Source organism: Actinoplanes palleronii, from assembly GCF_016862315.1.
Lineage (GTDB): Bacteria > Actinomycetota > Actinomycetes > Mycobacteriales > Micromonosporaceae > Actinoplanes > Actinoplanes palleronii.
Genome location: NZ_BOMS01000013.1, coordinates 75,060 through 93,766, shown reverse-complemented (window position 1 = coordinate 93,766; position 18,707 = coordinate 75,060). Strand labels below are relative to the sequence as shown.

At 71.0% G+C, this 18,707-nt stretch carries 24 protein-coding genes and 1 riboswitch; of the genes, 11 read left to right on the top strand and 13 right to left on the bottom strand.

Annotated features, from left to right (window positions below; translation table 11 throughout):
* The first annotated feature begins 22 nt into the window (after positions 1 to 22).
* From Apa02nite_RS03790 to Apa02nite_RS03780, 3 genes are read left to right on the top strand one after another with little or no spacing between them, the layout of a single operon-like run.
* The gene (locus Apa02nite_RS03790) at positions 23 to 322 is read left to right on the top strand and encodes an ArsR/SmtB family transcription factor (RefSeq protein ID WP_067684212.1); all 300 of its coding nucleotides are present in this window, start codon (positions 23 to 25) and stop codon (positions 320 to 322) included.
* The gene (locus Apa02nite_RS03785; protein WP_067683944.1) at positions 319 to 723 is read left to right on the top strand and encodes a Fur family transcriptional regulator; all 405 of its coding nucleotides are present in this window, start codon (positions 319 to 321) and stop codon (positions 721 to 723) included. The genes Apa02nite_RS03790 and Apa02nite_RS03785 overlap by 4 nt, the downstream gene beginning before the upstream one ends.
* Before the next feature lie 17 nt (positions 724 to 740).
* A complete protein-coding gene (locus Apa02nite_RS03780; RefSeq protein WP_203823852.1) occupies positions 741 to 1,349 on the top strand; it encodes a hypothetical protein in 609 nt (202 codons plus the stop codon).
* Here Apa02nite_RS03780 and Apa02nite_RS03775 read toward each other — a convergent pair.
* Together Apa02nite_RS03775 and Apa02nite_RS03770 are read right to left on the bottom strand one after the other, a co-directional pair.
* The gene (locus Apa02nite_RS03775) at positions 1,315 to 1,866 is read right to left on the bottom strand and encodes a DUF6328 family protein (protein WP_203823851.1); all 552 of its coding nucleotides are present in this window, start codon (positions 1,864 to 1,866) and stop codon (positions 1,315 to 1,317) included. The genes Apa02nite_RS03780 and Apa02nite_RS03775 overlap by 35 nt on opposite strands.
* A gap of 31 nt (positions 1,867 to 1,897) precedes the next feature.
* Entirely contained in the window at positions 1,898 to 2,713 is an 816-nt protein-coding gene (locus Apa02nite_RS03770; RefSeq protein ID WP_203823850.1) for an alpha/beta fold hydrolase, read from the bottom strand.
* Positions 2,714 to 2,804: 91 nt separating this feature from the next.
* A riboswitch (TPP riboswitch) is annotated at positions 2,805 to 2,908 on the top strand.
* A gap of 69 nt (positions 2,909 to 2,977) precedes the next feature.
* On the opposite strand from Apa02nite_RS03770, the gene Apa02nite_RS03765 reads away from it, so the two are divergent.
* The 6 genes from Apa02nite_RS03765 to Apa02nite_RS03740 all read left to right on the top strand — a co-directional run bounded on the left by Apa02nite_RS03765 (position 2,978) and on the right by Apa02nite_RS03740 (position 8,438).
* Positions 2,978 to 3,574, top strand: coding sequence for an ECF transporter S component (locus tag Apa02nite_RS03765; protein WP_203823849.1), 597 nt, complete (start codon positions 2,978 to 2,980; stop codon positions 3,572 to 3,574).
* A 3-nt stretch (positions 3,575 to 3,577) separates the two neighbouring features.
* Complete coding sequence (locus Apa02nite_RS03760) at positions 3,578 to 5,008, top strand: ABC transporter ATP-binding protein (RefSeq protein WP_067683958.1); 1,431 nt, start codon at positions 3,578 to 3,580, stop codon at positions 5,006 to 5,008.
* Positions 5,005 to 5,808: an energy-coupling factor transporter transmembrane component T family protein gene (locus Apa02nite_RS03755; RefSeq protein ID WP_203823848.1), complete on the top strand. Its 804-nt coding sequence runs from the start codon at positions 5,005 to 5,007 to the stop codon at positions 5,806 to 5,808. Before Apa02nite_RS03760 ends, Apa02nite_RS03755 begins: the two co-directional genes overlap by 4 nt.
* Positions 5,809 to 5,875: 67 nt before the next feature.
* On the top strand, positions 5,876 to 7,588 hold the full coding sequence (locus tag Apa02nite_RS03750; RefSeq protein ID WP_203823847.1) for a CehA/McbA family metallohydrolase domain-containing protein: 1,713 nt from the start codon (positions 5,876 to 5,878) through the stop codon (positions 7,586 to 7,588).
* Positions 7,585 to 8,106 (top strand): hypothetical protein, encoded by a 522-nt coding sequence (locus Apa02nite_RS03745; RefSeq protein ID WP_203823846.1) that lies wholly within the window; start codon positions 7,585 to 7,587, stop codon positions 8,104 to 8,106. The genes Apa02nite_RS03750 and Apa02nite_RS03745 overlap by 4 nt, the downstream gene beginning before the upstream one ends.
* 8 nt (positions 8,107 to 8,114) lie before the next feature.
* Positions 8,115 to 8,438 carry a PIN domain-containing protein gene (locus tag Apa02nite_RS03740; protein WP_203823845.1) on the top strand — a complete coding sequence of 108 codons (324 nt, stop codon included), beginning with the start codon at positions 8,115 to 8,117 and terminating at the stop codon, positions 8,436 to 8,438.
* A 63-nt stretch (positions 8,439 to 8,501) separates the two neighbouring features.
* Here the strand turns inward: Apa02nite_RS03740 and Apa02nite_RS03735 are convergent, their stop codons facing one another.
* The 5 genes from Apa02nite_RS03735 to Apa02nite_RS03715 all read right to left on the bottom strand — a co-directional run bounded on the left by Apa02nite_RS03735 (position 8,502) and on the right by Apa02nite_RS03715 (position 11,632).
* Entirely contained in the window at positions 8,502 to 8,876 is a 375-nt protein-coding gene (locus Apa02nite_RS03735) for a PH domain-containing protein (RefSeq protein WP_203823844.1), read from the bottom strand.
* Positions 8,877 to 8,887: 11 nt separating this feature from the next.
* Positions 8,888 to 9,805 (bottom strand): methylenetetrahydrofolate reductase, encoded by a 918-nt coding sequence (locus Apa02nite_RS03730; protein WP_203823843.1) that lies wholly within the window; start codon positions 9,803 to 9,805, stop codon positions 8,888 to 8,890.
* Between the two features lie 107 nt (positions 9,806 to 9,912).
* Complete coding sequence (locus tag Apa02nite_RS03725) at positions 9,913 to 10,335, bottom strand: PIN domain nuclease (RefSeq protein WP_203823842.1); 423 nt, start codon at positions 10,333 to 10,335, stop codon at positions 9,913 to 9,915.
* Complete coding sequence (locus Apa02nite_RS03720; protein ID WP_203823841.1) at positions 10,332 to 10,565, bottom strand: DUF2191 domain-containing protein; 234 nt, start codon at positions 10,563 to 10,565, stop codon at positions 10,332 to 10,334. The genes Apa02nite_RS03725 and Apa02nite_RS03720 overlap by 4 nt, the downstream gene beginning before the upstream one ends.
* Before the next feature lie 92 nt (positions 10,566 to 10,657).
* The gene (locus Apa02nite_RS03715) at positions 10,658 to 11,632 is read right to left on the bottom strand and encodes an aldo/keto reductase (protein ID WP_239164099.1); all 975 of its coding nucleotides are present in this window, start codon (positions 11,630 to 11,632) and stop codon (positions 10,658 to 10,660) included.
* A 124-nt stretch (positions 11,633 to 11,756) separates the two neighbouring features.
* On the opposite strand from Apa02nite_RS03715, the gene Apa02nite_RS03710 reads away from it, so the two are divergent.
* Together Apa02nite_RS03710 and Apa02nite_RS03705 are read left to right on the top strand one after the other, a co-directional pair.
* The gene (locus Apa02nite_RS03710; RefSeq protein WP_203823840.1) at positions 11,757 to 12,053 is read left to right on the top strand and encodes an MTH1187 family thiamine-binding protein; all 297 of its coding nucleotides are present in this window, start codon (positions 11,757 to 11,759) and stop codon (positions 12,051 to 12,053) included.
* Positions 12,050 to 12,727, top strand: coding sequence for an HAD family hydrolase (locus Apa02nite_RS03705; RefSeq protein WP_067683988.1), 678 nt, complete (start codon positions 12,050 to 12,052; stop codon positions 12,725 to 12,727). Before Apa02nite_RS03710 ends, Apa02nite_RS03705 begins: the two co-directional genes overlap by 4 nt.
* A gap of 95 nt (positions 12,728 to 12,822) precedes the next feature.
* Here the strand turns inward: Apa02nite_RS03705 and Apa02nite_RS03700 are convergent, their stop codons facing one another.
* From Apa02nite_RS03700 to recO, 6 genes are all read right to left on the bottom strand, one after another.
* Positions 12,823 to 13,341 (bottom strand): histidine phosphatase family protein, encoded by a 519-nt coding sequence (locus Apa02nite_RS03700; protein WP_203823839.1) that lies wholly within the window; start codon positions 13,339 to 13,341, stop codon positions 12,823 to 12,825.
* Complete coding sequence (locus Apa02nite_RS03695; RefSeq protein ID WP_239164101.1) at positions 13,341 to 14,609, bottom strand: helix-turn-helix domain-containing protein; 1,269 nt, start codon at positions 14,607 to 14,609, stop codon at positions 13,341 to 13,343. The genes Apa02nite_RS03700 and Apa02nite_RS03695 overlap by 1 nt, the downstream gene beginning before the upstream one ends.
* A 72-nt stretch (positions 14,610 to 14,681) precedes the next feature.
* The gene (locus Apa02nite_RS03690; RefSeq protein ID WP_203823837.1) at positions 14,682 to 15,935 is read right to left on the bottom strand and encodes a hypothetical protein; all 1,254 of its coding nucleotides are present in this window, start codon (positions 15,933 to 15,935) and stop codon (positions 14,682 to 14,684) included.
* Positions 15,936 to 15,981: 46 nt separating this feature from the next.
* The gene (locus Apa02nite_RS03685) at positions 15,982 to 16,989 is read right to left on the bottom strand and encodes a C39 family peptidase (protein WP_203823836.1); all 1,008 of its coding nucleotides are present in this window, start codon (positions 16,987 to 16,989) and stop codon (positions 15,982 to 15,984) included.
* Positions 16,990 to 17,139: 150 nt separating this feature from the next.
* Positions 17,140 to 17,922: an isoprenyl transferase gene (locus Apa02nite_RS03680; RefSeq protein WP_067683996.1), complete on the bottom strand. Its 783-nt coding sequence runs from the start codon at positions 17,920 to 17,922 to the stop codon at positions 17,140 to 17,142.
* On the bottom strand, positions 17,919 to 18,695 hold the full coding sequence (recO, locus tag Apa02nite_RS03675; RefSeq protein WP_203823835.1) for a DNA repair protein RecO: 777 nt from the start codon (positions 18,693 to 18,695) through the stop codon (positions 17,919 to 17,921). Before recO ends, Apa02nite_RS03680 begins: the two co-directional genes overlap by 4 nt.
* Positions 18,696 to 18,707 lie beyond the last annotated feature (12 nt).

The following is an 18,707-nucleotide window of genomic DNA, read 5'->3' as shown; positions in this document are numbered from 1 at the left end:
GCGCGGTACGGTGGTCGGCACCATGACGGCCACCGGTTACGAAGCGTACGAGGCCGCGGGCGCGCTGCTGCGGGCGTTGTCCGCGCCGATCCGCATCGCCATCGTCGCGGAGCTCGGTTCCGGCGAACGCTGTGTGCACGATCTGGTCTCCCAGCTCGGCGCTCCCCAGCCGTTGGTCTCGCAACACCTTCGGGTGTTGCGCGGGGCCGGCGTGGTGCGAGGTGTGCGGCGTGGCCGGGAGATCGCATACTCCCTGGTGGACGAACACATCGCGCACATCGTCGCCGATGCCGTGAGCCACGCGAGGGAGAACCGCCTGTGAACCCGGAGAACAACGCTCCGCGCAACACCAAGCAGCGCAGCGCGGTGAGTTCCGTGCTCGCCGAGACCGAGGGCTTCCACAGCGCGCAGGACCTGCACGCGATGCTGCGCGACCGGGGCGAGCGGGTCGGTCTGACCACGGTGTACCGGACGTTGCAGGGGCTGGCCGACGCCGGCGAGATCGACGTGATGCGCCCGCCCGGCGGTGAGCACCTCTACCGGCGGTGCAGCCAGGGACACCATCACCACCTGGTGTGCCGGTCCTGCGGGCGGACCGTCGAGGTGCTCGGCCCGGCGGTGGAGTCCTGGGCCGACAAGGTGGCCGGCGAGCACGGCTTCGTGGATGTGGCACACACCTTGGAGATCTTCGGGACGTGCCCGGAGTGCGCCGCGAAGGGCTGAGTGTTTAGCTTCCGCTTGTGAAGCTCTACGCCGACCGCGTGCCCACCGCCGTCCGCCAACTGATCACCGACCTGCTAGTCGTGCTCTGGGTCTATCTGTCGATCCGGGTCGCGCTCTGGATCCACGACGTGGTGCTGAAACTGGCCGTTCCGGGCCAGAAGCTGGAGAGCGCCGGCAGCGGCATCGCCGACAACCTGGCCGAGGCCGGGAGCAAGGTGGGCCGGGTGCCGGTTGTCGGCGACGACCTGACCAAGCCGTTCACCGGCGCCGCGGACGCGGCCCGCTCGCTCGCCGACGCCGGCCACCAGCAGCAGGAGTGGGTCGACCAGCTGGCGCTGATCCTGCCGCTGATGGCCCTCGCGGTGCCGTTGGCGCTGGTGTTCTTCCTCTGGCTGCCGCTGCGGCTGCGCTGGATCCGCCGCGCCTCGGTGGCGCTCGCGGTCCGCGACGAGCCGGCCGGCCGGGACCTGCTGGCACTGCGCGCGCTGGCCTCCCGGCCGCTCAGCGAGCTGGCCAAGCTGGGCCCGGACATCGCGCAGAGCTGGCGGGCCGGCGACGCGGCAGCTGTCGACGCGCTCGCCGAGCTGGAACTCAAGCGTCTCGGTCTGCGCCGCTCGAGGGCGTAACGGACGGCGCGTCGTCCAGCACGAAGCCGTCCTGGTCGTCGTCGTCGCCCCAGTTGCGGTGCACGAACGGCAGGACCACCCAGAAGATCAGGAACCATGCGCCGGTGATCGTGGTGAGCACGATCGCCCAGCGCACGTGCAGCACGTAGTCGGTGATCACCAGGACGCTGCTGACCATCGACACCAGCATGCAGGCCAGCCCGGCGGTGGCCATCCGGTGCGAGTAGCGGACCAGCTCGGGCTTACGGCCCTGCCGGAACAGCGCCCGGTGGAACGCCACCGGCGAGATGATCAGCGCGGTGGCGAACGCCGCGCTGATCAACGCCACCATGTAGACGTCCTTCTGGAACGCGGTGGCGTTCGGGAAACCACTGGAGAACGGCAGGGTCAGCAGGAAGGCGAAGAGGATCTGCACGCCGGTCTGGGTGACCCGCAGCTCCTGCAACAGGTCGGCGAAGTTGCGGTCCCATCGCTGCTTCTCGGTCTCATGAGGGGAACGGGGTTTCTCGGCGGCCATGCCGCGCGAGGTTGCCCACTTCCGCGCATGGTCAAACGCCGATGCGTGCCAGCACGGCGTCGCCCAGTTCCTTCGGCGCCTGCTCGGGCACCCAGTGGCTGACCCCGCGCATCGCCACCAGCTGGTAGTCGGCGGCCACCCAGTCCGCGGTGCGCAGCGCGGCGGTCAGCCCGACCACACCGTCCTGGTCGCTCCACACGTACGTGGTCGGCACGGTGATCTCGCCGAGGTCGGCGACGTCCGCGTTGTCGAACGCGCGGTACCAGTTCAGCGCGGCGGTCATCCGGCCCGGCTCGCGCATCGCCTTGACGTACAGGTCGGCCCGGAACCCGATGTCACCCAGCATCCGGCGCATCACCAGGGCACCACCGCCGAGCAGCAGCTTCTCGGCGATCGCGCTGCGGAAAACCTGGAAATACCAGAACCGGGCCTGCTGCGACGGCCGGACCCGCAGCGCCAGCAGCATCGCCCGTGGGTGCGGCACCGAGATCGCGGTCAGCGTGCGCACCCGCTCCGGGTGCCGGCCGGCCACCAGCCAGGCCACCTGCGCGCCCCAGTCGTGCCCGACCAGGTGCACCGACTCCAGCCCGAGGCTGTCCAGCACCGCGACCACGTCGGCCACCGCCTCGCCGATCCGGTACGACGACACCCCGGACGGCCGCGCGCCGGGCGAGTACCCCCGCTGGTCCAGCGCGTACGTCCGCAGACCGGCCGCGTGCAACCGCGGTGACAGCGGCTCGAACTCCCGGCTGTCCTGCGGGAAACCGTGCAGCAGAAGCACCGGCTGCCCGTCCTCGGGACCACCCTCGGTCACCTCGAACGTCAGCCCCCGGGCCTTGACCTCCATGTGACGCTCCCTCCCCTGTGCTGCACGGACACCAGGTGTTAGCGTCATCGAAGCACATCCAACGAGGATTGTTCGCGTCAGCGGACGAGCTTCGATCCGACAGGGGAGCGCACAGCGCTGAGAGTGCGGCCATGCCGCAGACCCTCGTACCTGATCTGGGTAATGCCAGCGCAGGAAGTTCGGTCTTCTCCAGCCGCGTCATGCCCGGGCACCGCTGCCCGCGCCTGGCGTGCGTCTCCTCCCCGCATCCGCTGGGAGGCAAGCATGACAACGAAATCCACCAATCCGAATAGATGGCGAACGATCGACATCGTGATCGCCTCGGTCATCGCCGTCGCGTTCGGCGTGATCTTCTGGGCCTGGGACGCCGTCTGGGCCGCCACCGAGAACGCGTTCCTGTTCTTCCCGCCCGCGCAGGCCATCCTGTACGGCATGTGGTTCCTGCCCGCCGTGCTCAGCGGGCTGATCATCCGTAAGCCGGGCGCGGCGTTCTTCACCGAGACGGTCGCCGCGATCATCTCGGCGCTGCTCGGCAACAAGTGGGGCGCCACCGTGATCATCCAGGGTGCGGCGCAGGGCCTGGGCGCGGAGCTGGCGTTCGCGCTGTTCCGCTACCGGGTCTTCACGCTGCCGACCGGCCTGCTCGCCGGTTTCCTGGCCGGCCTGGTCGCCGCGGTCTTCGACTGGTACGTCTGGACCTACACCTACGCGCTGTGGAACTACCGGGTCCCGTACGCCCTGTTCACCGTGGTCAGCGCGACCGTGCTGGCCGGCGCCGGCGCGTGGCTGCTGGTCCGGGCCCTGGCGCCGACCGGCGTCCTGGACCGGTTCGAAGCGGGCCGCGAACGGGCATTGATCTAGCTCATGGGTGAGGTTCAGCTCCGGGGGTTCGGGTGGCGGCACGCTGGTCGCCGCGCCTGGGCCGTGCGCGGGCTGGACCTGCAGATCCGGCACGGCGAGCGGGTGCTTCTGCTGGGTCCCTCCGGGGCCGGCAAGAGCACCCTGCTCGCCGCGCTCGCCGGGCTGCTGCCGGAGGACTCCGGCGAGGCCGAGGGCACCATCGAGATCGACGGGCTGGAGCCGCGCAAGGCCCGGGACCGCACCGGCATCCTGTTCCAGGATCCGCAGACCCAGTTGGTGATGGCCCGCTCCGGCGACGACGTGGCGTTCGGCTGCGAGAACCGCGGGGTGCCGGCCGGTGACATCTGGCCGCGGGTCAGTGACGCGCTCGACCGGGTCGGCTTCCCGTACCCGATCAATCGCCCCACCGCCGCGCTCTCCGGCGGCGAAGCGCAGCGCCTGGCCCTGGCCGGGGTGATCGCCCTGCGCCCGGGCCTGCTGCTGCTCGACGAACCGACCGCCAACCTCGACCCGGCCGGCGCCACGCTGATCCGCGAGGCCATCGCCAGGGCGGCCGGACCGGACACCACGCTGATCGTCGTCGAGCACCGGGTCGCCGAGGTGCTGCCCCTGGTGGACCGGGTCGTGGTGATCGAGCCGGGTGGCGGGGTGCGCGCCGACGGCGCGCCCGAACTGGTCTTCGCCGCCTACGGCGACAAGCTCGCCGACGAGGGCGTCTGGGTGCCGGGTTTCCGGGCCACGCCACGCAAGGCGACGGTTGCGGCCACTGCCGATTTGGTACGAACGGAGCAGGCAACCGTCGCGGGTCGCCTGCCGCCCGTGTCCCTGGCGGTCGGCGCCGGTGAGGTGCTCGCCGTGACCGGGCCGAACGGCGCCGGCAAGTCCACCCTCGCGCTGCTGCTCGGCGGCCTGCTCGCGCCGAGCGCCGGCCGGGTCACCGCGTTCGGCGACAAACGGCCCCCGCACAAGTGGCGGGCCGCGACGCTGACCCAGCGGATCGGCTCGGTCTTCCAGAACCCCGAGCACCAGTTCGTCACCGCCCGGGTCGCCGACGAGTTGGCTCTCGGCCCGCGCCGGCTGGGCCGCTCCCCCGGCGAGGTCGGCCGGATCGTGGACGAGCTGCTGCACCGGCTGCGGCTGGACCGGCTGGCGGCGGCGAACCCGTACACGCTCTCCGGCGGGGAGGCTCGGCGGCTCAGCGTGGCGACCGCGCTGGCCACCGCCCCGCGGCTGCTGGTGCTCGACGAACCGACGTTCGGGCAGGACCGCCGGACGTGGCTGGAGCTGGTCGCCCTGCTCGCCGAGCTGCGCGACGAGGGGCACGGGATCGTCGCGGTGACTCACGACGCGGACTTCACCCGTACCCTCGCGGATCGAAACCTCGCCCTCGGCGAAGCCGCACCGGACCCGCTGCCTCGCCGGTTGCGGCCATGAACCTGGTCTTCGAGACGGTGGCGGACGCCAGCGCGCCGCTGGCGCGCCGCAACCCGGTGGCCAAGCTGGGCGCCGCGCTGCTCTTCACGCTGCCGCTGGTCGTGACGCTGGACCCGGTCACCCCGGGGCTGGCCCTGGCGGTGGAGCTGGCCGTGCTGCCGCTCTTCGGGGTACGCCTGCGGGTGCTCGCCCGGCGGGCCTGGCCGCTGCTGGTCGCGGCCGGCGGGGTGCTGCTCAGCATGCTGCTGTTCGCCGCCGACCACAGCGGCGACCTGCTCTTCTCGGTCGGCCCGCTGGACGTCACCACCGGCGTGCTGTCCGCGGCGGCCGGGTTGATCCTGCGCATCTTCGCGGTCGCGCTGCCCGGCATCGTGGTCTTCGCGACCACCGACCCGACCGACCTGGCCGACGCGCTGGTGCAGAACGCCAAGGCGCCGGCCCGGTTCGCGATCGGCGCGCTGGCCGCGTTCCGGCTGCTGCCGCTGCTCGGGCAGGAGTGGCGGATGCTCACCCTGGCCCGGCGCGCCCGCGGCGTGGACGCCGGCTACCACCCGGTCGCCCGGCTGCGGCTGTTCGCCTCGACCGGGTTCGCGCTGCTGGTCGGGGCGCTGCGGCGCGGGGTGCGGCTGGCGGTGGCGATGGACGCGCGCGGGTTCGACGCCGGGACACCGCGGACGTACGCGCGGGTGCAGCACTTCACCCGGGCGGACACCGCGCTGGTGGCCGGCGCGGGCCTGACCTGCGCCACGATCCTGACCGTGACGATCGCCCTGGGCCTGTTCCGGCCGATCATCGGTTGACGCGTGTTCGTCACCCGGCCATCGGATCGACAGTGGACGTTGGCCTGGTGCAGCGAGATTGCACGTCATGGGTCACGGCCACGATCATCATCACGTCACTGACGCAGCCACCGGGACCGACGTCCCCGAGGCTCTCGATCTCAGCATCCCCGACACCGAAATCTCCCCCACGGACAAGTCCCGCCGGAACTTCCTGCGCGGTGCCGGACTGCTCGGCGCGGGTGCGGCGGCCGCGTCGGTCTTCGCCCGGCCCGGTGCCGCGGCGGCTGCCGGTCTTCCGCACACCCACGACCACCCCGGCGGCGGCAACGTCCAGGGCGGGTTCCGCTGGCTCGCCGGGGACCACCACATCCACACCCAGTACAGCTCGGACGCGCAGTACCGGGTGCTGGACCAGGCGAAGCACGGGCGCGCGTACGGGCTGGACTGGCTGGTCATCACCGACCACGGCAGCGCCACGCACGCCAAGATCGGCGTGGACAAGGTCAACCCGGACATCGTCAAGACCCGTTCTGAGCTGCGCGAGCTGCTGACCTTCCAGGGCCTGGAGTGGAACATCCCGGGCGCCGAGCACGCCACGGTCTTCGTGCACCCCGGCAAGAACGAGGTGGACGTCCTCAAGCGGTTCGAGAACGCGTACGACGGCTCGCTGCTGCCGGCCACCAACACCGCCGAGCAGAACGAGGCCCTGGCGATCGAGGGCATCAAGTTCCTCGGCCAGCAGGTCAAGGCCCGCAAGGTGGACGGCGCGCTGTTCCTGGCCAACCACCCGGCCCGGCGCGGCATCGACTCGCCGCACGAGATCCGCAACTGGCGCGACGCCGACCCGACCGTGGCGATCGGCTTCGAGGGCGCGCCCGGCCACCAGGCCTCCGGCATCCCCGCCCCGAACGGCCGCGGCGGCGCCCGTGGCTACTACGACAACAACCCGTCGGCCGCGTCGTACGCCGGCTACCCGCTGGAGAGCTACCGCACCTGGGGCGGCTTCGACTGGATGACGTCGACCGTCGGCGGCCTCTGGGACAGCCTGCTCTCCGAGGGCAAAGCCTGGTGGATCACCGTCAACTCCGACTCGCACGTGGTCTACCAGGACCAGTCCGACCGTGGCCCGAACAGCAACTTCGAGGTCAACGGCCGCTACGAGGACCCGGTCTACACCGGCAAGACCCTCACCACGGCCGGTGACTTCTGGCCGGGCTACTACGGCCGGACCAACGTCGGCTCGGCGTCGTTCTCCTACAAGTCGGTGATGGACGGGCTGCGCGCCGGCCGGGTCTGGGTCGACCACGGCCGCCTGATCAAGGGCCTGGACGCCCGGGTCCGGCAGACCGGCGACCGGCGCTCGCACACCGGCACCCCGCTCGGCGGCGTGCTGCAGGTCAAGCGGGGCACCTCGACCGAGCTGACCCTCGACATCGACCTGCAGGACGTGCCGAACTGGGCGACGTTCATCCCGACGCTGAAGCGGGTCGACGTGATCGTCGGTTCGGTCACCGGCCCGGTCACCGACAAGGACACGTTCGTCGCGCCGGACACCCGGGTGGTCAAGTCGTTCGAGATCACCAAGACCGGCGGGCGGGTGTCGCTCAGCTTCGACCTGGGCCGGTTGGACAAGCCGTTCTACGTCCGGGTGCGGGGCACCGACGGGAACCGGACACAGCCGGGCCTGATGGGGGCGGCGATCGACGCGTACGGTCCCCAGCTGGACGTGATCGGCGACGCCGACCCGTGGAAGGACCTCTGGTTCTACACCAACCCGATCTGGGTCCTCCCCCGGTGACTGCTGTCCTCCGTGCCTCCGACCTTCCGGGTGGCGTCACTGCCGCCGCCCGGATCGTCGGGGTCAGCCTGGGGCATCGCACCCTGGCCGAGGCCGACCACTGGATCCAGGAGCTCGCGCCGGCACCGGTGCTGGCCTGCACGCACCTGGTCCCGGCGCCGTTCCCGCACGTCGCGATCAGTCTGCTCACCCCGGCCACCTTCGACACCGAGCCGGAGCTGCGGGTGGCCGCGGACCTCGCGGCCGCCGGCCCGGCCGGGCGGGCCGTCCGGTTCCCGGGCAGCTCCCGGCTGACCGGCGCGCTCACCGTGAGCGAGATCCTGCAGCGCAGCTCGATCGCCCGGGTCGAGGTGCTCGGCAGCGGCCCGGCCGACCCGGCGACGGTCGTCGAGACCGACGATTTCGTCCGGCCACAGTTCCGCTCCGGCGAGTTGGTCCTGGTCACCACCCCGGCCGCCGGCGGCCGGCTGGTCCCGTTCGAACGCCGCGACCCGACACCCTGCTGCGCGTCCCACTGAGAAGCCGAGTGTGTGACGTTTCGGTGCGCTCCGCGCCGAAACGTCACACACTCGGTCGGGCGGGCCCTATTACCGCCTCAAGGAGATGGCCGGCCGAGGCGACTTCGACCTGCTGCTCGACAAGCGCCATTACCGGCGATGACAACGCGGTACCGGAAGCGCTCACCGATCGGGGCGCACACCGGTCCGCCGGGCCGGTTGATCTGCTGGTCGCCGCCACCGCCGAGGAGCACCGGCTGGCTCTGCTGCACGACGACGCCGACTTCCGGCAGGTGGCCGAGGTGACCGGCCAGGAGGTCCGGTGGGTGGCCGAGGCGGTTTCGGTCAACTGACGGTGGGGGCCGCGCCGGATCTTCTGGTGGATCGGCGCGGCCTGACCACGAATGATCAGTGGCTCAGAGGACGTAGTTGGCGATCATCTGGCTGAGCTGGCGGATGTCGACGTTGCGCTTGAACTCCAAGCGGATCTGGCCCAGGCCGCTGAACCAGAGGTCCAGCTCGGTGTCCCGGTCGAAGCTGCCGGCGGTCTCCACCGAGAACGCCTGGATCTTGTTGTACGGCAGCGTGGTGAAGTCGGTCTTCGAGCCGGTGAGGCCCTGCACGTTGACCGCCATCAGGCGCTTGTTGGTGAAGACCACGAAGTCGCGGACCGAGCGGAACCCGAAGATCACCTGCTCGCCCTGAATGAGGAACGGCGCGACCTGCGGGACCAGCTCGCCCGGGTCGCACGCGGTGAGTTTGAAGACGGAGCCGTTATTAAAATCGATCACAGCGAGTGACCCTACCGGCCGAGCAGCGCCGCGACATCGGCCGCGAGCCTGGTGGTGGCCTCGATCTCGGCCTTGCGGATCGACACGCTCTCGATGTTGAACCCGTACGGGACACCCAGGTGCTCGCAGAAATCCCGCAGGTCACGGGCGATGTCGAGGCAGTGCTTGTACGACTCGTCGAGCGGATCGCCGGCGTGCCGCAGCGAATTCTCCAGCCAGCGCGGCACCTCGACACCGAGCCAGCCCAGGAACTCCAGCGTCTTGAGCGACCCGCACAGCGACAGCGTGAAGATCACTGTCCGAGGTTGCACATCGCGGGCGCGGCACTCGTAGTAGTAGTCGGAGATCAGGTTCTTGGTCTCGTTGACGTGGTAGATCACCTGCGAGACGAAGAAGCTCGCCCCGCGCTCCTGCTTGGCCAGCATCCGCAGGTGCTCGTCACGCCGTTCGCCGATCACCACGGCACCCAGCGGCAGCTCGGGACGGGTCTCGGCGCGCAGCTCCTGGGCACGGCGCAGACCGGTGCGGACCTCCTTGCCACCGGACGACGCGCCGACAAAAACGCCGAGCACCTGCTCGGTATCCGCGTCCCGCATCCAGTCCCGCAGCTCGTCCTCGGCGTATTTGCCGACACAGCGGTAAATGATCACCGGCTGGGTCCAGGAGCTCAGGTGCGTCTCGTAATACCGTGCCGGGTCGAGGGTGGCCAGGAACGGGAACGGCCGGGTGTCCGGGTTCCGATCCGACTCGTCGTCGATGTCGTAGAGGATCAGCCCGTCGAGGTCGAGCCCGTTGAGCCGGTCCAGGGTGACCTCGGCGATCTCCCTGATCCGCTCGTCGGCGGTGCTCCGCTTCGGCGGCGTGACGCTGAACAGCAGCACACCACTGCGCGCTTCGGCCAGCAGGTGCGGCAGTCGGGGACGAGTCATCCCCCTACCCTAGAAATCCCCCACCAGTGACCTGCACAACAGACCCCCATTCCCGCCAGTCGAACACCACCCCCTTTTGGGTACGCGATGAGCCCACCCGAATCCCGTCACGGGATCGAGCCAGGCTCGGCAATCCACCGCGTCGCCTGCCCGGTCACCCGAGCCACCTGCTCGAAGTCCCGGTCGTAGTGCAGGATCGTCATGCCGTGGGCTTCAGCCGTCGCCGCAACCAGCAGATCGACCGGCCCCGCAGAGCGTTGCGCGCCCCGCTCGGTGAGGAGTTCCTGAACCGCTGCGGCGCGGGGGAAAGCAGACTCCGGCACGAGCGCCCAGTGGTATCGCTGCCGGATCGTCGACACGAGTTGTTTCCGATGATCTGCGGATTGCGCGGTGTAGAAAATCTCCAGCTCGGTGAGCTCACAAATGGACAGCCGCCCAGCCCGGACGTAAGCGTCCCAGGCCTCCTGGACCTCGGATTCGCGGGCGAGCCGCAGATAGGCGCTGGTATCAACGAGGAACTGAGCCGTCATCGTCGATAGCTGCGCTTGTCCAGGAAGTCATCGAAGTCACCCCGCGCACCCATCTCGGCGAGGCTCTCCATGGCTTCGACCCTCCGCTGCATGTCGACGACCTCACGCAGAGCGGCAAGAACCGTCTCGGCCGCCGACTTCGTGCCGAGGATCTTCGCGGCCTCGATCAGGGTCTCGTCATTGATGTCGATCCGCACGATCTCGGTCTTCGCTTCCACGGACACCCCCATAAGCCGCACCTCCTTTCAGGATAGGCATCCCACTCGTCCCGAGGTTGCTCTACGACTAGACTAGTCGCATGCATTGATCGACTCAACCCGTCTCAGGCCGGTGATCGGTTGATGTCGGCCAGGTCTGCGGCGGTCAGGTGCAGGGTGGCCGCTGCCACGTTCTGCTCCAGGTGCGCGACGTCGCCGGTGCCCGGGATCGCGAGCACGTGCGGGCCCTGCCGCAGCGTCCACGCCAGCCGCACCTGATGCACCCCCGTACCGTGCCGCGCCGCGACCCTCCGCACCGCCTCGTCCACAGGGCCGCCCGGGCCGCCCGAACCACTCGAACCGCCCGAGCCGCCTGAACCGGACGAGGCCGACGAGGTCGGCGACACATGCGCGCCGGCCTCCCGCGCCGTCCCCGCGATCGCGAAGAACGGCACGAAAGCGATCCCCCGCTCCCCGCACACCCGCAGCAACCCGTCATCACCCCGCATATCGACCGCATACGCGTTCTGCACGCACACCACCGGCGCGATCCGCTCCGCCGCATCCAACTGCTCCACCGTGACGTTGGAGAGCCCCAGATGCCGGATCAGCCCCTTCGCCCGAAGCTCCGCCAGCGCCCCGAAACGCTCCTCGACACTCGCTCCGGAACTCCGGGTGATCCGCAGGTTGACCAGGTCCAACGTCTCCACGCCGAGGCCGCGCAGGTTCTCCTCCACCTGCTGCCGCAGCCGCGCCGCCGAGTCCGCCGAACCCCAGCTCCCGTCCGGCATGCGGCCCGGTCCGACTTTCGTGGCGATGAAAACCCGATCTTCGTACGGCCGGAGCGCCGCCCTGATCAGCTCCGTGGCACACCGCACCGGCCCCGGCTCGCCCTCGAGGATCCCGCCCGGCGAGCGATAGAACGCCGCCGTATCGATGTGGTCGACACCCAGCTCGACGGCTCGGCGCAGCACCCGGATCGCCACCGCGGGGTCGGCGCCGACGGTGAGGCGCATCGACCCGAACCCCATCCGGTTGACCGCCCGGTCCCCGAGTCGCCACGTCCCGGCCGCCGCCGCATCGACAGATCTCACAGTCATCCGGCGACCGTAGGCGAGCCGCGCGCCGGCCGCCCTCGGCCACACGCCCGATACCGATTTGTCCCCGTCACTGCTAGTTTGTAGATCTCCCGGAGTGCGTTCGGGCGCCTGGGAGGATGGCAGCATGCTGGTTGCCTTCTCTGTCACGCCGATCGGGGTCGGGGACTCCGTCGGTGACGCCGTCGCCGAGGCCGTCCGCGTGGTCCGGGCCTCCGGGCTGCCGAACCGCACCGACGCCATGTTCACCACCGTCGAGGGCGAGTGGGACGAGGTGATGGCCGTCGTGAAGCAGGCGATGGACGCCGTCGCCGCGGTCGCGCCCCGGGTCAGCCTGTCGCTGAAGGCCGACGTGCGCCACGGCGTGACCGGCGCGCTGACCGCCAAGGTCGAGCACATCGAGCGGGTGCTGGGCGAATCATGAGGCGCCTGGTGATGTGGGACATCGACTACACCCTGCTGCGCGGCGGCGGGGTCGCGGCCCGGGCCTGGAAGACCGCGTTCACCGAGGTGACCGGGGTGGCCTGGCGGGACGAGCCGATCTTCGGCGGGCGCACCGACCTGGACATCTGCGGTGGCGTCTTCGCCTCGCACGGGGTGACCGACTGCACGCCGGAGCGGTTCTTCGCCCGGTACGTCGAGATCGTCGAGACGGTCCGGCACGAGTTCGCCGAGCAGGGCGCGCTGATGCCCGGCGTCCCGGAGATCCTCAAGCACCTGGGCGACCGCCCGGACGTGGTGCAGACCCTGGTCACCGGCAATGTCCCGCAGGTCGCCGCGGCGAAGGTGGCGGCGTTCGGCCTGTCCGGCGCGTTCGATGCCGAGATCGGCGGGTACGGCACGGACGACAGCGTGCGTGCCACCCTGGTCCGCCGCAGCCTGGAGCGGGCACAGGCGAAGTACGCCGAGCACTTCCTGCCCGTGGTGATCGGCGACACGGTCAACGACGTGACCGCCGCCCTGGCCAACAACGCGGTGGCGATCGCGGTGGCCACCGGCGCCACCCCGGCCGCCGAACTGTCCGCTGCGGGCGCCCACGTCGTCCTCCCCGACCTCAGCAACCTCGAGGCCGCGGTCCGGGCCCTGACCGAGACCTGAGAAGCGCCCGGGACCGGCCGCGATCCAGCGGACCGCGATTTAGAGCCGCGATCCGGCGGACCGCGATTTAGAGCCGCGATCCGGCGGACCGCGGTCTAGAGCCGCAGCTCCGGCGGCGAGCCGGTCCAGCGCAGCTCGGCCGGCAGGTGTGCCAGGTCGTTGAAGACCAGGACCCGGGTCCGGCCGTCCGGGAAGTACCGGATCACGGTCAGCCCGGTGTTGGCCGGGATCAGATCCCGCCACCGCTCCTCCGGCGTCCCGAGCGCGGCCCGGACGAACCAGGCCACCTGGAACGCGTGCGTGACCACCAGCTGGTACGTCTCCTCCGGCGCCGGGCCGGTGTAGCGCGCGAGCATGGCCGCCGAGTTCGCGGCGGTCGGGACCCGGTCGTCCAGCTCGGCGGCGACCCGCACCGGCACACCCGGCAGGTGCCGGGCGGCAAGCTCGGCGGTCCGCACCGCGCGTGGCAGCGGGCTGTGCTCCACCGCCGCGAACGGCACGCCGGCCAGCCGCTCGCCGAGCAGCGCGGCCTGCCGTTCCCCGGCCGCGCTCAGCCCCGACTCGTCCTCGGTGGCCTCGGCGTGCCGGGCGATCCACAGATGCCGGAGGTTCATCAACACCTCGCCTCATCCACCGAGCCGGCCCGGTCCAAGTCGTTCACGAAGTTCCGCAGCAGGTCGTGGACGGCGTACCGGCCGGGGATCCGCTCGCTGAGCAGGTTGGCCCGGATCAGCTCGGCGACGGCGTACCGGGTCTCCCGCCGGGTCTGCCCGTGCAGCCGTTCCATCGCCGCGGCCGACAGGTCCGGTTCCGGGGCCCGGCCGATCAGCCGCAGCAGCCGCTTGGCGGAGTTGCTGAGGGTGACGTAGGAGCGGGACAGCACCGTGCGGACCTGCCCCGGAGCGTCGCCCGCGTCCAGCGCGTCGAGCCGCCCGTCGGCCTGCCGCAGCTCGGCGGCGAGGGTGGCCAGCGGCACGTCCTCCTGCTGGGCCCGGGCGGTGATGATGCTCAGCGCGAGCGGCAGCCCGCCGCAGCGCTCGGCGATCTCCCGTGCCGCGGCTCGTTCGGCACTCACCCGGCGCCGGCCGAGCCGGTGGAGAAGCACCTGCTCGGACTCGTCGGCGGAGAGCAGGCCGAGTTGCAGCGGGTGCGCGCCGTTGAGCGCGACCAGGCTGGTCATCCGGTCCCGGCTGGTCACCAGGACCAGGCTGCCGGCCGCGCCGATCAGCAGCGGCCGGACCTGCTCGGCGTCGCGGGCGTTGTCGAGCAGCACCAGCACCCGCCGGTCGGCCAGCAGGCTGCGGTAGAGCGCGGCGCGCGCCTCCAACCCGGCCGGCATCCGGGCCGGCGGCACCCCGAGCGCGCCGAGAAGGTTCTCCAGCGCCTCGGCCGGCGTCAGCTCCCGGTGCACCGCGTCGAAACCCCGCAGGTCGAGGTAGAGCTGTCCGCCCGGGAACGCGGTCCGCGCGGCGTGCGCCCACCGTACGGCCAGCGCCGTCTTGCCGGCTCCCGCGGTGCCGGAGAGCGCCACCACCACCGCGTCCCCGTCAGCCGGAAGTGCGTCCAGACGGGACAGCTCGTCCCGCCGGCCGACGAAGCAGTGCACGCTGGGTGGCAGTTGCGCCGGCACCGGGTCAGCGACCGGTGTCGCACCCTGGGCCGGTGTCGCACCCTGGGCCGCCCGGGCGAACCGGTCGCGATCCGTTCCGGTCAGCCGGAGCGCGTCCGCGAGGAAACGAACGGTCGCCGCGCGCGGGGCGGAGACCAGGTTGCCTTCCAGCCGGACGATGCTGCGGACATTCACTTCGGCCAGTTCGGCTAATTCTTCTTGCGTTATGCCACGTCTATGTCTATGAGTACGCAAAAGCTCACTGAATGACATCATGCCGTTTACCGCCCCCGTATTGGCAACCGCACTATAGCCATCGGCGCACAGCCACCGGGGGACAGCGGTTCAGAGCCGGCGGCCCACGACCAGCACGTTGCCGGCCGGATCCTGCGGGTCGTCGCCCATCACCGACCAGGCGAGGTGGTCGCCGGCCACGAACGCGTAGCTCAGGCCCTGCGCCTCGCCGAGCCGGAACAGGGCCGGTTCGGCGCCCAGGTCCAGCAGGTACATCCCGCCGTCACCGTTGCCACTGCCGTTGCCCCAGGCCAGCACCCGTCCGGAGGCCGAGATCTCGGTGCTGAGACCACGGTCGGCAAGGTTCACCTGGACGGCGGTGTTCGCGGCGGCGTCCCAGGCGTACATCCGGGCCTGCTCGTCCTCCTCGTCGGCCGACGTGACGATCCAGCTGACCGTCCCGGCGTCGGCGGCGAGCGCGCTCACCTCCTCGCCCTTGCGCAGCCGCCCCGCGGCGGCCACCCGGTCAGCGCCGGTGGCATCGACGAGGCGGATCTCGTAACGATTCTCGGCGAATGCGGGCGCGAACATCGTCGTCCGTACGTAATAGAGGTTCTTGCCGTCGGCGGCGGGCCGACCGGCGTCCCGAACCACGATCCGCATCGGTCCGGTCCCGTCCAGACGGCGACCGGCGATCGCCAGCCCGAACTGGTCCTTCCGCCCGGCCGGCACCGCAGTTGGCCAATAGGCGAATTCATCGCCGAGCACCGGCGCGGCCGAACCGGGCGGTGCCGGAACGTGACCGCCCGGCGCCACCCCGGACGACGTGCCGAGCAGCCGGGTCGTCCCGCCCGTGGCGGCGAACACGCTCCAGTCGCCGCCGTAGAGGTCGGTGCTGGGCGTCTCCAGCCAGGCCACCGCGTCACCGCGGGCGGCCGCGTAGATCGCCTGACGGGGTGCCGCACCGCGGACCGGGGGCAGCGACAGATCACGCCGCCCGCCCGGGCCGAGGAGGCTCACGGTGTTCTGCTTGATCTTCACCTCGCCACCGGTGGTGAGGTCCGGCGGCGCCGTGGCGATCACCGTGTCGCCGGCCGAGGTCAGCGCGAGTTTGCTCACCGGACTCTTGCCGAGCAGGCCCGGCACCCGCGACGTCTCCTGGTACCGCCGGCCCGCTCCGGTGGTGACCGCCTGGGCCACCGACAGCACGGACGTCACCCGGAACGTCGCACCGTCCGGCTGCACGACGAGCGCCGTGGGGGCCGCCGCGCCGGAGCCGGAAGCACCGGGAGCGGGCGCACCCGAGGGTGTGCCCGCCGCGGTGCGATGAGTGCAGCCCGCCATGACGACCACCAGGGTCGCCATGGCCACACGCACAGCACGTTTCATCGATCAGTGGCCGTTTCTTCGCTCAGTAGACGATGCCGTTGCTCTGGAGGAACTTCGACGAGAACGAGTTGGTGGAGTAGCTGAACTTCGCCGAGACGCCCCGCCACACCGTGGTCGAGGGGTCCGCCCAGAACGCGGTCTTGCCGTTGTTGGCGTGCCCGTAACCGACGATCCAGTGGCCGATCGTCTTGTTCCGCGGGTGGTTGTTGTAGTGCGCACCGCCGGAGAACTCCACGGTGTCCCCCGCGATCGGGACATTGTTGCGGATGCTCATGGTGAACGCGCCCCGCGTGGTGGCCGCGGACGGCTTCTTCACCTGGACGTAGAAGGAGTTGCCCCGCCAGCGGTTCAGCCCGGTGGTGAACTTCTTGCTGTCCCAGGCGGTGCCGTGGTTGGCCTCGGTGCTCATGTGCGCGCTGGTCGCCAGTGCCTTCTGGCTCAGCTTCGCGTCGTTGTACTTGCTCTTGCCGGCCTTGAGGAACTTCAGCATCATGAACCCGGAGGCCGGACCGCACCAGTAGCCCTTGGCCTGGCCGTACTGCTTGAGGCTCAGCTTCTTGCCGGTGGCTGCCGCGGCGCTGACCGTGCCGTCGGCCTCCTCGGCGTCGGCCCGCGCAGCGTCCGCCAGCGCGGAGGCGATCTTCTTGAGCCGGAGCGTGGTCTCCGCGGTCGTGCTCGCCGCCTCCGCGACCGACACGTCACCACCACCGGTCACGCCGGCCGTGCTCACCGCCTGGAACGCCGACTCGCCGACGAACCGGATGCCGAGGGCGCTGGCCGAGTAGCCGGCCTCGGCGTCCGCCTCCACCCAGTCCGGGGTGTCCTCCTCGACGACGTCGTCCACCAGCGCGACCGTCTCGTCGACGTCCGGGTCGTCGTCGGCGGCCGCGAAGACCGGACCGGTCAGCCGGGGCGCCGCCGCGGCCGCCTGGCCACCGATACCGGCGGTCAGCGTGACGCACAGCAGGCCACCCATCGCCACGGTCAACGCGCGGCGGAACGAATGATTCACCATCACATGCACACCCATCTCTCAGTGCCTCCCCCGTGCGAGACGGGAATCAGCATGATCAGATGTGGCACGCCGGCCCAGGGCCTTGATCGGACATCCGGCGGACATCGATGGCCGGTGAGACGCAAAACGGCCCGGCAGGTCGCCGGGCCGTGCTCGCGGGACGGCTCAGGTGGGGCTGACCGGGTTCGGCAGGGCGCCGCCGAAGCGGCGGTCACGCTGGGCGTACAGCTCGCAGGCATACCAGAGGTGCCGGCGGTCGAAGTCGGGCCAGAGGGTGTCCAGATAGATCATCTCGGCGTACGCCGACTGCCAGAGCAGGAAATTCGACGTGCGCTGCTCGCCGGACGGGCGCAGGAACAGATCCACCTCGGGGACCTCGGGGTGGTAGAGGTACTTCGCGATGGTCTTCTCGTTGACCTTGTCGGCCTTGAGCTTGCCGGCCGCGACGTCCCGGGCGATCGCCGCGGCGGCGTCGGCGATCTCCGCCTGGCCGCCGTAGTTCACGCAGAACTGCAGGGTGAGCGTCTTGTTGTGCTTGCTCATCTCCTCGGCGGTCTGCAGCTCGGAGATCACGCTCTTCCACAGCCGGCCGGAGCGGCCCGACCAGACCACCCGCACGCCGAGGTCGACGAGCTGGTCGCGGCGGCGGCGGATGACGTCCCGGTTGAAGCCCATCAGGAAGCGCACCTCCTCCGGCGACCGCTTCCAGTTCTCGGTGGAGAACGCGTACGCCGACAGGTAGGGGATGCCCAGCTCGATGGCGCCCTCGATGGCGTCGAAGAGCGAGTGCTCGCCCTGCTCGTGTCCCTTGGTGCGGGACAGCCCGCGGTCCTTGGCCCAGCGGCCGTTGCCGTCCATCACGATCGCCACGTGACGCGGGATCGCGGCGGGCGGCAGCTTGGGGGGCCGGGCACCGGAGATGTGAGGAATGGGCGGACGCGGGCTCAAGGGTTCGACTCCCGTCGATCGACAAGCGGCAGGGAGCGCAGCGAGCGCTCCATGTGCCATTGCAGGTGGGCGGCGACCAGGCCACTGCACTCCCGGCGGACCGGTGGCTCGGCCGCGTCGGCGACCGTCCAGTCGCCGGTGGTCAGCGCGTTCATCAGGCCGAGGGTGGCCGGGCTGGGGTGTGCGGCACCGGGCGGCCGGCAGTCGGGGCAGACCGCGCCACCGGCCGGGACGGCGAACGCCGCGTGCCGGCCGGGCTCGCCGCAGACCGCGCACTCGGTGACCGCCGGCGCCCAGCCGGCGAACGCCATGGCGCGCAACAGATACGCGTCGAGCACCAGGGTGCCGGCGTGCTCCGCGGCGGCGAGCGCCTTGAGCGCGCCCAGGGTGAGCTGGAACAGCCGCAGCGCGGGCTCCCGCTCGACCGGGGTGAGCCGCTCGGCGGTCTCGCAGATCGCGCTGGCCGCGGTGTATCGCGGGTAGTCGGTGAGCAGCGTCTTGCCCAGCAGTGTCAGGGCCTCGACCTGGCTGACCGAGTGCAGCGAGCTGCCCACCCCCTCGGGTGAGCCGGCCAGCTGCAGGTCGATGTGGCCGAACGGCTCCAGGCGGGCGCCGAAGCGCGAGCTGGTGCGGCGCACCCCCCGGGCGACCGCGCGCACCCGGCCGTGCCGGCGGGTCAGCAGGGTGACGATGCGGTCGCTCTCGCCGAGTTTCTGCGCGCGGAGGACCACCGCGTCGTCGCGGTAGAGATGGCGGTGATATCCGGCGGGCACACCGCCATTCTG